Origin of the sequence: Bradyrhizobium sp. 17, assembly GCF_023073515.1 — a bacterium.
GTDB lineage: Bacteria > Pseudomonadota > Alphaproteobacteria > Rhizobiales > Xanthobacteraceae > Bradyrhizobium > Bradyrhizobium canariense_D.
On the sequence record NZ_JADPJQ010000130.1, the window covers coordinates 471,213 to 480,390 of the forward strand.

Below are 9,178 nucleotides of genomic sequence, written 5' to 3' on the forward strand. Positions count from 1 at the left end.
AGTTCGTGGAGCGACCGCGCGTCGAATGCTCTAGTACGTATAGAACATCCGCTGGATTTCCTTGGTGTCGGTCGTCTTGGTCAGCGCCAGCATCAGCAGAATACGCGCCTTTTGAGGATTGAGCGTATCCGAGACGACGAAGTCATGCTCGTCGTCCTTGGCCTCGCCGTTGCGCGCGACGATGCCGTTGCCGACCCGGCTGCTGCGCACGATCACGACACCCTTCTTGCGGGCCTCGTCGAGGGCTGGCTCGACCGCGGGGCGAGCCAGGCTGCCGTCGCCGACGCCGGCATGCACGATCCCCTTGGCCCCGGCGGCGACAAACGCGTCGATCGCGACCCGGTTCATGTTGGCGTAGCCGTACACGATGTCGACTTGCGGCAGGACATCGAGGCTGGAGACGTCGAATTCGGAGTCCGCCGTGTGCCGGCGCGTCGATTGACGATAGAAGTACGGCTTGTTGCCCTGCATGTAGCCGAGAAAGCCGAGTTCCGGGGTACGGAAGGTGTCCGCCGTCGAGGTGTTGTTCTTGGTGACATCGCGAGCCGCGTTGATCTGATCGTTGAGAGCAACGAGCACGCCCTTGCCGACGGCCTCGTCACTGCCTGCGAGGATCACCGCATTGAAGAGGTTGATCGGCCCATCCGCGCTGATCGCCGTCGACGGCCGCATCGCGCCGACGACGACGACAGGTTTCTTGCTCTTGACGACGAGGTCCAGAAAATAACTGGTTTCTTCGATCGTATCGGTCCCGTGCGTGATCACAATGCCATCGACGTCGTCCTGCGCGAGCAGCGTGTTGACGCGCTTGGCAAGCTTGAGCCAGTAGTCATTGTTCATGTTCTCGCTGGCGATCTGGAAAACCTGCTCGCCCTTGACGTTAGCCACCGTTTTCAGTTCGGGGACGGCATTCAGGAGCGTCTCAATGCCCACCGTGGCGGCGGTGTAGCCGACCACGGTGGTGCTGCTCGCCCCGCTGCCGGCGATCGTGCCGCCGGTTGCGAGCACCATGACGTTGGGCAGTCCCGGGCCCCGCGCGTTCGCGGCTTCAAGTCCGATGAGCAGCGCGAAGAGCAAGCTCATTGCCGCGATGAAGTGATGACGCACTCGAGGTTGCCACATCTTGACGTTCCCTTTGCTAGAAAGCCTTGTCGATGCGCCCCGTTTCGCTCGGCACCGCATGATCGGTCAGTCGAGAGCTCCTGTCTAGGGCGACGCTGCTTTCGGATGATTTGGTCTGGAAGCCGGTACACGGAAACACACACGCGAATGGCCGGGACAAGCCCGGCCATGTGGCAGTTCGTCTGGCGATTGCTCGCTAAAGCAGCAGCGAATTTGCGGCGCCTTACGCGCCCATCTCGCACTTCTTCATAAAGCTGTTCTTGGCGGCGCCGGCGAGCGGCTTGCCCTCGGCGCTGACGGCCTTGGGCGCGCAGGCTTCGGCTTTGCACTTCTTCATGAACGAGGTCTTGGCGGCGCCAGCCAGGGCCTTGCCGTCCTTGCCGACCGCCTTGCTTTCGCAGGTGTCCTCCGCGAGGGCCGAACCCGCTGCGAACGTGGCAACGATCGCAGCCAGGAAAATCCGCTTCATCATGATTGTCTCCCTAAACCAGAAATGGCACGCGGATTGGAGCCGGAAATCGTGGCGCAATCAAGCTGGATGAGCGCCTGCCGCCCGGTCTTGCTGGCGATTTTCCGACCGCGGGTACAAAAGGGCCGACGCCTGCTGCACTGCTCGCTGACCGGGACGGGCGATCCTGCTAGCTTCAGGCGAGTTTAGCCGAAAGGGAGCATCGTAATGGAGACCCTGATTGCGAACATGCCGGATGCCGCTTCTGACCGGCATTCTCACCTGGTTCGGCCGCAAGAGATGGAATGGCAGAAGACGCGCTTTCCCGGCTGCGAGGCCAAGACGCTGCTGTTCGATCGCAGCAGCGGTCTGATGACGGCCTTGATGCGCTTTGCGCCGAGATCGGTGCTGCCCGATCACGAGCATGTCGGCGTCGAGCAGAGTTATGTCATCGAGGGCGCTCTCGTCGACAACGAGGGACCGGCCAAGGGGATTACCTGCAAGGCCGGCGAATTCATCTGGCGCGAGGCGGGCAGCCGGCATGCCGCCTGGTGCCCGGAGGGCGCCCTGATCCTGGCGATCTTCCAGGTGCCGAACAAGTTCTTCGAAGCCGACGGCCGCGTCGTCGATGCCGCCGGTCAGGATTGGGACCAAACGTGGGGGCACACCGACGCGCAGCGGGCGGGGAAGGCGCGGTAGGCGGCTCTTCGAAGCTCAAGTGCCGTCATTGATGCTTCTGACGAGCGTGGTGACCTGAACGGCGATCAGCCGCCGCATCTCCTTGCCGTTCCTGGCTGTTTCGCGCAGTCCCCGCATGCCGAACACCAGGCATCGCGCCAGCACCTCCGGCTCGACCGCTATCCCGGCGGCCTTCACCTGATCGCGGATGAGGTCGGCGACCAAATACTGGAAGTTGTCGTAGACCTTCCGAACTGCGGGGAAACGGAGGTCGAACAGATCTGCCGAATCGGGATGCGCCTCGATCAGGTCGAAGCCATGCGATCCCCAGGATTTACAGGCGTGGAGCAGCCTGGCGTGAAGGCCGTCGAGGCGCGCGATTGCGGCCCTGATCTCCCGATGCTTCTGCTCGTCCATTCGCTGGATCACCGCCGCGAACACGGCGTCCTTGTCGGGGAAGAGCAAATACAGCGCCGGCCGCGACATTCCCGCCCTGGCGGCGATGTCGCCCATCGTCGTGCGGGCATGGCCATAGCGGGAGAAGACCTCCGTCGCAGCCTCGACGGCGAGCTCTTCTTTCGAAATGCTGGAACGAGCCATGAGCCTCACAAGCGTCGGAACTGAACGTCGGGTCGTATTGACAAAATATCAATAATTGTCAATGTGACCGAAAGCGGCATGAGGCCACGAGAGGTTCTGCGAGATGAACGATGAAGCGCGACTGAAGACCTGGAACACCTATCAGGCGGCGTGGGGACCCATCGATGAGGACGAGCGGCGTCGGCTGCTCGAGCAAAGCGTGGTCGCGGACTGCGTGTATACCGATCCGGGCTCGCAGGTTGAGGGACGCGACGCCTTGATGGCGCGCATCGGTCAAACCCAGCTCAAGTTTCCTGGCGCGCATTTCAGGAATGACAGCTTCCTCGAGCACCATGATCAAGGGCTTTTTCGCTGGACGATGTATGACGGCGCCGGTCGCGTGTTCGTCACGGGCGAGAGCTTCGGCCGTTTCGGCGACGATGGCCGCCTCGTTCAGGCGACGGGCTTCTTCGAGGTGCCCGCTGCCAAGTCCTGAACGCCGCCCGGCGCGGCGGTCGATCCTGCCGCTCCGGATATCGCCCTCAGGCGCCGCGCGCGAGAAGCGCCTTGAAGTCCGCGCGTGCGCGCTGCGCTTCGGCACGCGCCACCTCGGAGGCGTCGCCGAGGCCGAAATAGCCGTGGATCAGGCCGGGGCCTTCATGATGCTTCACCGGCACACCGGCTGCCTCCAGCGCCCGTGCGTAGGCTGCACCTTCGTCGCGCAGGGGATCGAACCAGGCGGTGGTGACGATCGCGGGCGCGACGCCGGCGAGCGAAGCCGCGCGTAGCGGTGAAACGCGCCAGTCGGTCGCATGAGAGGGATCGGCGAGATAATGACCGCAAAACCACTCCATCACGGCGCGCGAGAGGAAGTAGCCTTCGGCATTCTCGGCGCGCGAGGGGAAGCGTGCGTTCTCGCGCGCGTCCGCATAACTCCCGAGGACGTCGGTCACGGGGTAGACCAGGAGTTGCGCCGCGAGCTTGATGCCGGCGTCGCGGCAGGCGATCGCGGTGGTGGCGGCGAGATTGCCGCCGGCGCTGTCGCCGGCAACGCCGAAGCGTTTTGCATCGCCGCCAAATTCCGCGACGCGGCCAAACACGTCGCTGACCGCGGCAAAGGCGTCCTCGAACGCGCCGGGAAAACGCGTTTCGGGCGGACGGCGATAATCGACGGAGACGACGACCGCGCCCGTCTCGATCGCAAGGTTGCGTGCCTGCCGGTCGTGGGTCTCGAGGTCGCCCGCCACCCAGCCGCCACCATGGAAGAACACCACGGTCGGCGCCGGCGTGGTGCCGACGCGGTAGACCCGTGCATCCAGCGGACCGGCGCCGCCTTTCACCTTGATATCCGCGATGATGTCGACCGGTGGTGGCGCTATGGCCGCGCGTGAGGCAGCCAGTGCACGCAAGGAATCGCGGGCGCTCTGTGGCGTCATCGTCGTGGCATCGCGCATCGGCAGCAGCGGAATGATCTGGGCGATGACGGGATCGAGCGGTGCAGCCATGTTGGCTTTCATGGGATCCTCACAGGGTTCTTGGTCTTGCTTGCGGGTTAGCATAGATATTGCGCGCCGCATCGGCAACCGCTCGCGTGTTGGCGCGCCAGGGGATGAACGGGCAGGGAGGTCTTGAGGTGGAATTCGAAACGCTGGTCCAGTCGCGCCGCAGCGTGCGCGGCTTCAGGAACGAGCCGGTGCCGCGCGCGGTGATCGAAGCGATCATCGACAGCGCCAAGCGTGCGCCCTCGTCGATGAACACCCAGCCCTGGCACGTCCACGTGCTCACGGGCGGTCCGCTGGAACAGCTGCGCCGACGCAACATGGAGGAGATGGTTGGCGGCGCCAAGGTGAAGCGCGACATCGTCAGTCACGGCGAGTATCAGGGCGTGCACCGGACCCGGCAAGTCGACGTCGCCAAGAAACTGTTCGGCGCGATGGGGATCGCGCGCGACGACAAGCCGATGCGGCAGGACTGGGTGCTGCGCGGCTTCCGCCAGTTCGATGCGCCGGTGTCGCTGGTCTTGACCTATGACCGCGTGCTCGATCCCGGCGCGGTCTGCCATTTCGACCTGGGCGCGCTCTGCTACGGCATCGTGCTCGCGGCCTGGGACCGCGGTCTCGGTTCGGTGATCAACGGGCAGGGCATCATGCGCTCTGACATCGTGCGCGAGGTCGCAAACATTCCGGAGGACGAGGTGATCATGACCTGCGTCGCGATGGGCTATCCTGACGACAACTTTGCCGCGAACGCGGTGCGCTCCGATCGCGAGGGCAACGACGATTTCGTGCGCTACGTCGGATTCGCCGAGTAATGCGGGCAGAGGAGATTATTCTCTCGCCGAAATTTTTGGTGCGGACCGCTTGGCGGCCTCTTGCAATCTCGATCGTGCAGGAGGAACAATGTGCGGACTGAAAGGTTTGATGCTGGCGCGAGGGAATTGACATGCGGCGGCTCGCTAGCCTGGTTCGACGGTTCTTCGGCCCGCGAGTGCGGCGTCCGATCGATGATGATCCAAGTCTTCCTTTCACACCCGAAGAGTTCGGCCGGCTGATCCGCAGCGGCCGGCACGAGGACATGAAGCTGCTGGCCGAAGGGCTCGCCTGCCGGACCGTTCCGCGCCGCACCAGACATCGCGCCGCGCACTAGACTGGGGTCGAGACGGGTTGCTGCGCTTACCTCGTGAGAGCGACCTGCCTGAACGCGGTCAGCAGCGCCTTCTCCAACTTTCCGCTCATCCCGCATAGGATGTCATAGGCTTCGCTGCGTGGCAGCGTCGGCTTGTAGTGCCGATACTCGATCAGGGCCGCGAAGATGTCCGAGATCGTGAGAATCCGCACGATGTCGCCAATACTCTCGGCCCCGAGTGCATCCGGATAGCCGCTGCCGTCAAGAAATTCGTGATGATGCCGCACGGCATCGAGGATCTCCGGTGAGATATTGTCGTGGTCTTTCAGGAAATCGTAACCCGCAATCGGGTGAGTCTCGATCATGGCACGTTCGGCCGGATCGAGACGGCCGGGCTTGTCGAGGATGGCAAGCGGGATCCGGGCCTTGCCGAGGTCGTGGAACATGGCCGCCGAATACAGCCGCTCGAGATCGGCGCGGCCCACACCGAGACTCAGTCCGAAGTCGATCGCAACGCCGGTCACGAGCAGGCAGTGCTGGTAGGTTCCCTCGTGGTGGCGCCGCACAGTGGTGAGCCACTCGGACAAGCCATGCTGGGTGATGCGATCAGCGATCTTGCGGCCGGCTTCCTTCGTGCCGTCGACATCGATGGGCTCGCCGAGCGCGACGGCAGTGAACATCGACGCGATCGCCGTCGCCGCGGCCTCGACGGCATTGTCCTGCTGCGGCGCCTGACCTGAGGAAGCAGACGCCTCTTCGGCGGAATCAGCCAGCGCTGCCAGCAGCTTGATCTTGTCGATCGTCCCGGGAAGGACGAGCGTGGCCCCGAGCGCGTAGGCCTGCGAGATACTCATGTGAGAGGGGTGCTCGACCAGGAAGATGCGCTTCGTTGCCTTTGCGAACTTTATGGCTCGTTTCTTGATGGCCGCGATGGTGTGGACGTCACGCAATTCCGCACGGATGACGATCGCGAACGGCATCTGGGACAGCTTGGCTTCTGCGTCGAGCCGTTCGCCTGCGACGGCAAACCGTTGCTCGAGAATCGAACAGACGCTCGACAATTTTTCCGAGGAGTCAGCCAGCACATGCACGAATGGGCGTGCCGCTTCCTTCTCTCGGATGCCGCCGTCGCCTTTGACGGGGCGGGATATAGTTCGCGCGTTCTGCAAGGTTGACCTGAATCATGCTGGAGTTGGATCGGGCTGATGAATCCTTGGGCCTATTTGCTCTGAGCGGCAGCCTGCACAGCGGCTGCCGGTTTCTTCTTGCCGTCTGCGGTGACGAAGTGCACGCCGGCCGTGGTGCCGTCGATCCAGACCAGTTCGCAGCGCCGGTAGGCGAGCCCCGTCGAGGACAGCAGCAGGAAGAATTCCTTGGCCTGGAGCACGTCGAGCGTGCCCTCGACCTCGATCTTTGCACCGCTTTGCGATATGTCGAGCAAAACGCAACTGCGCCGCCAAGTGCCGTCCGAGCCCATTAGATTGACAGGCTGCTTGTGATCCATTTTTACGCGCATCGCTTTGCGACCGTCGAACTTCATCGGCTAACCCCCATCTTCGGGCTGCGATTTCCCGGGTCGCCTGTGCTGGCGTTTGCTACTATTTGCCCCCATCGCACTGTCCATTGGCTGGTGGACAGAAGCAGCGTCTCGAAGATCCGTTGCGCGCGCTCGCGCTCGGAATAGGAGAGCCTTTTTCCGCTGCGGTTGCTCAGGATGGTAAGGGTGGTCTGCCAGTTTAGCCGCGACGCCCGACACGCCATGACCAGCCCCTCGCAATCGTCATCGCTCGCGACATGCTCGATAATTTCGAGCGGCGCCCCTGAAAGCACCGACAGCGCCGTGAATAAATTGGCCGTCTCGCCGCGGATCGCAAAGCGGTTCACCGTGGAATCGTTGAGCTTGCCGATGCGGTTGAGGGCGACGATCTCGGGCCTCGCGCCCGCGTAGTCGGCCCGGCAAGGCCGCTTTGGCGGAGCCGGCTCCGCTTCCGGCACCGGCGCTGCGGCGGACGGGGCGGGTGCCTTCCGGGCTGGTGGGGCGGAGAGCAGCTTGCGCACGACCAGATCGGGCGTGCCGGGCCGGAGCACCAGCGCCTTCGCGATCTCGCCGTCCTGGTCGGCCTTGGCAATTAGCGCTGCATAGGCTGCGTCGGAGAATTTCGTTCCCTGGTTCTTGATCAGGTCAAGGCAGATCGGGCCGCCGTGCTTGATCAGCGCCTCAGTCACCGTCGGCGCGATGTCGCTGCGCGCGGCGATCGCGCGTCGATGCCACTCGCCACGGGAGTCAATGACAGCCTCGAGATCGGCTGCGGAAAGTGCACGCGACTTGAGCAACACAGGACATGCCACGTCCGGACTATCGTGCGAGGCGAGACGCCACAATGTTTCGGGAGGCGCGATGTCAAGTTCCGCGAGCGCCGTGCTGAGCTGAACCAGTGCGCTGGCCTCGACCCGTTCCGTCAATCGCAGCAGAACACCGTCGACCACGTTGACGAGCAATTCCCGGCACTGGCCGCGGCTGCCAGTGAGCAACTGCACCATGCCGGCGAGAATGCGTGCGCAACGGTGCGGTGGGTAGGTTGCGACCACCTCTTCCAATTCAGCAAGAATATCAGCAGGCGAATTTGCCATCATGGCAGGGGCCTGACCTAAAATTAATTTGGACTATCGAACTGCACCTATTCCGCCCGACAGACGTTAATTTGAAGTTTGGATTTTGCTCGTCTAGGTATATCTGCACCGCTGGCCACACGGAAAACGCTATCGAAAATTGGCGGATTTGATGCGCCGCCTTGTCCTTGGACTTCGACGCTCGCCAACTGGTCGGCATAGTTCGAAGTGATTCTTTCAGACTTAAGGCACACGGAGCGCAGAAGCGGGCCGGCATCGTCGCCGGACGCGTGTGTTGCGACGCGAAGTTCATATTGCCATGAATAGAAGTGATGATCCGCCGACGCTGGCGCCAAAGGTATTTCGCTTCCGACGTCGATGAATTTCGAAACGCCATACGAGGGCTCGACTTCGAGTTCACGCCTTTTGTACGGAGGATTTCGGCCGAGCAGAGTATTCTGTCGCTACCCGGCTGCGACGTGAATTTGACGCGGGCATTTCCGCGGGTCGTCGACGCACAACTCGTCGAGAATTGTACCGCGATCGGATTCACGATGGACGATTTGGACGTGACCGTTCGATTCAACGGCGCGCGGCGTATACGACCCGTTATCGTCATCGGCAGCGGCGGCGCGGCTTACACCATCATCGAGGAGGTGCAGCGGCAAATCGCCTCGGTGGTGTTCAGGCCGGAGGTGACGGATCGCGGCTGGCCACAAGCAACCCTCTGCTTCAACATCTTCGAAACGACCGCTGCGGGCTTGAGCCGGCTTCGCGGTGTGGTCCGGGAAGTCTTGGAAGCCGCGTCGGAGCCCGTCGCCTCGCCCGACTTGCCGCTGAAGGCGGCCGGCATGAAGGAGACCCTGCTCGGCGCTGCGGACGCAATTTTCGAAAGTATCGTTCCCGCGCGATGGACCCTGCGCCCCAATGACGAGCGCAACTTCAAAGTCTTTCAGGACATCCGCGCGCTGCTTTCCGACGACCTCTCGCTGCCCATCTGCAGCGACGAGATCGCGCGCAAACTCGGCTTGTCCGTTCGCACCATGCACGACGTCGCCCGCCGCTATCGTGGAATGAGCCTGCACCGCTACTTGCGCCTGCGGCGGCTGTGGCTGG

The 9,178-nt window shown here is 63.1% G+C and carries 12 protein-coding genes; 5 read left to right on the forward strand and 7 right to left on the reverse strand.

The features are described 5' to 3' along the window. Positions 1-30: 30 nt before the first annotated feature. Positions 31-1,122, reverse strand: a complete 1,092-nt coding sequence (locus IVB13_RS38495; protein ID WP_275974687.1) for a type II asparaginase — start codon at positions 1,120-1,122, stop codon at positions 31-33. A 223-nt stretch (positions 1,123-1,345) separates the two neighbouring features. After that, complete coding sequence (locus IVB13_RS38500) at positions 1,346-1,594, reverse strand: hypothetical protein (protein WP_018456350.1); 249 nt, start codon at positions 1,592-1,594, stop codon at positions 1,346-1,348. 204 nt (positions 1,595-1,798) lie between these two features. Here IVB13_RS38500 and IVB13_RS38505 point away from each other — a divergent pair, with 204 nt between their 5' ends. Beyond that, a complete protein-coding gene (locus IVB13_RS38505; RefSeq protein ID WP_247368657.1) occupies positions 1,799-2,269 on the forward strand; it encodes a cupin domain-containing protein in 471 nt (156 codons plus the stop codon). Positions 2,270-2,284: 15 nt separating this feature from the next. On the opposite strand, the gene IVB13_RS38510 is transcribed toward IVB13_RS38505, so the two are convergent. After that, a complete protein-coding gene (locus IVB13_RS38510; RefSeq protein WP_247368655.1) occupies positions 2,285-2,848 on the reverse strand; it encodes a TetR/AcrR family transcriptional regulator in 564 nt (187 codons plus the stop codon). 103 nt (positions 2,849-2,951) lie between these two features. On the opposite strand from IVB13_RS38510, the gene IVB13_RS38515 reads away from it, so the two are divergent. After that, positions 2,952-3,323, forward strand: coding sequence for a nuclear transport factor 2 family protein (locus tag IVB13_RS38515; RefSeq protein WP_018456353.1), 372 nt, complete (start codon positions 2,952-2,954; stop codon positions 3,321-3,323). 46 nt (positions 3,324-3,369) lie between these two features. Here IVB13_RS38515 and IVB13_RS38520 read toward each other — a convergent pair whose 3' ends face one another. Then, the gene (locus tag IVB13_RS38520; RefSeq protein ID WP_026233151.1) at positions 3,370-4,332 is read right to left on the reverse strand and encodes an alpha/beta hydrolase; all 963 of its coding nucleotides are present in this window, start codon (positions 4,330-4,332) and stop codon (positions 3,370-3,372) included. Positions 4,333-4,460: 128 nt separating this feature from the next. On the opposite strand from IVB13_RS38520, the gene IVB13_RS38525 reads away from it, so the two are divergent. Further along, complete coding sequence (locus IVB13_RS38525; protein WP_219683897.1) at positions 4,461-5,138, forward strand: nitroreductase; 678 nt, start codon at positions 4,461-4,463, stop codon at positions 5,136-5,138. Positions 5,139-5,269: 131 nt separating this feature from the next. Beyond that, positions 5,270-5,473, forward strand: a complete 204-nt coding sequence (locus tag IVB13_RS38530; protein ID WP_018456356.1) for a hypothetical protein — start codon at positions 5,270-5,272, stop codon at positions 5,471-5,473. A gap of 26 nt (positions 5,474-5,499) precedes the next feature. Here the strand turns inward: IVB13_RS38530 and IVB13_RS38535 are convergent, their stop codons facing one another. Genes IVB13_RS38535 through IVB13_RS38545 form a run of 3 tightly spaced genes read right to left on the reverse strand, consistent with a single transcriptional unit; the run spans position 5,500 to position 8,086 of the window. After that, the gene (locus IVB13_RS38535; RefSeq protein WP_085353014.1) at positions 5,500-6,621 is read right to left on the reverse strand and encodes an HD domain-containing phosphohydrolase; all 1,122 of its coding nucleotides are present in this window, start codon (positions 6,619-6,621) and stop codon (positions 5,500-5,502) included. A 50-nt stretch (positions 6,622-6,671) separates the two neighbouring features. Next, positions 6,672-6,992 carry a PilZ domain-containing protein gene (locus IVB13_RS38540; RefSeq protein WP_085353016.1) on the reverse strand — a complete coding sequence of 107 codons (321 nt, stop codon included), beginning with the start codon at positions 6,990-6,992 and terminating at the stop codon, positions 6,672-6,674. Beyond that, positions 6,989-8,086 carry a DUF2336 domain-containing protein gene (locus IVB13_RS38545; RefSeq protein ID WP_085353018.1) on the reverse strand — a complete coding sequence of 366 codons (1,098 nt, stop codon included), beginning with the start codon at positions 8,084-8,086 and terminating at the stop codon, positions 6,989-6,991. Before IVB13_RS38545 ends, IVB13_RS38540 begins: the two co-directional genes overlap by 4 nt. A 308-nt stretch (positions 8,087-8,394) precedes the next feature. Between IVB13_RS38545 and IVB13_RS38550 the strand changes: the two genes are divergently transcribed. After that, positions 8,395-9,178 (forward strand): AraC family transcriptional regulator (locus IVB13_RS38550; RefSeq protein ID WP_247492627.1); only part of this gene is annotated, 784 nt, incomplete at its 3' end.

Excerpts from the sequence above, each read along its gene's own strand:
- IVB13_RS38495 (WP_275974687.1), bottom strand. The coding sequence starts at position 1,122 with ATGTGGCAACCTCGAGTGCGTCATCACTTCATCGCGGCAATGAGCTTG.
- IVB13_RS38500 (WP_018456350.1), bottom strand. The coding sequence starts at position 1,594 with ATGATGAAGCGGATTTTCCTGGCTGCGATCGTTGCCACGTTCGCAGCG.
- IVB13_RS38505 (WP_247368657.1), top strand. The coding sequence starts at position 1,799 with ATGGAGACCCTGATTGCGAACATGCCGGATGCCGCTTCTGACCGGCAT.
- IVB13_RS38510 (WP_247368655.1), bottom strand. The coding sequence starts at position 2,848 with ATGGCTCGTTCCAGCATTTCGAAAGAAGAGCTCGCCGTCGAGGCTGCG.
- IVB13_RS38515 (WP_018456353.1), top strand. The coding sequence starts at position 2,952 with ATGAACGATGAAGCGCGACTGAAGACCTGGAACACCTATCAGGCGGCG.
- IVB13_RS38520 (WP_026233151.1), bottom strand. The coding sequence starts at position 4,332 with ATGGCTGCACCGCTCGATCCCGTCATCGCCCAGATCATTCCGCTGCTG.
- IVB13_RS38530 (WP_018456356.1), top strand. The coding sequence starts at position 5,270 with ATGCGGCGGCTCGCTAGCCTGGTTCGACGGTTCTTCGGCCCGCGAGTG.
- IVB13_RS38540 (WP_085353016.1), bottom strand. The coding sequence starts at position 6,992 with ATGAAGTTCGACGGTCGCAAAGCGATGCGCGTAAAAATGGATCACAAG.
- IVB13_RS38545 (WP_085353018.1), bottom strand. The coding sequence starts at position 8,086 with ATGATGGCAAATTCGCCTGCTGATATTCTTGCTGAATTGGAAGAGGTG.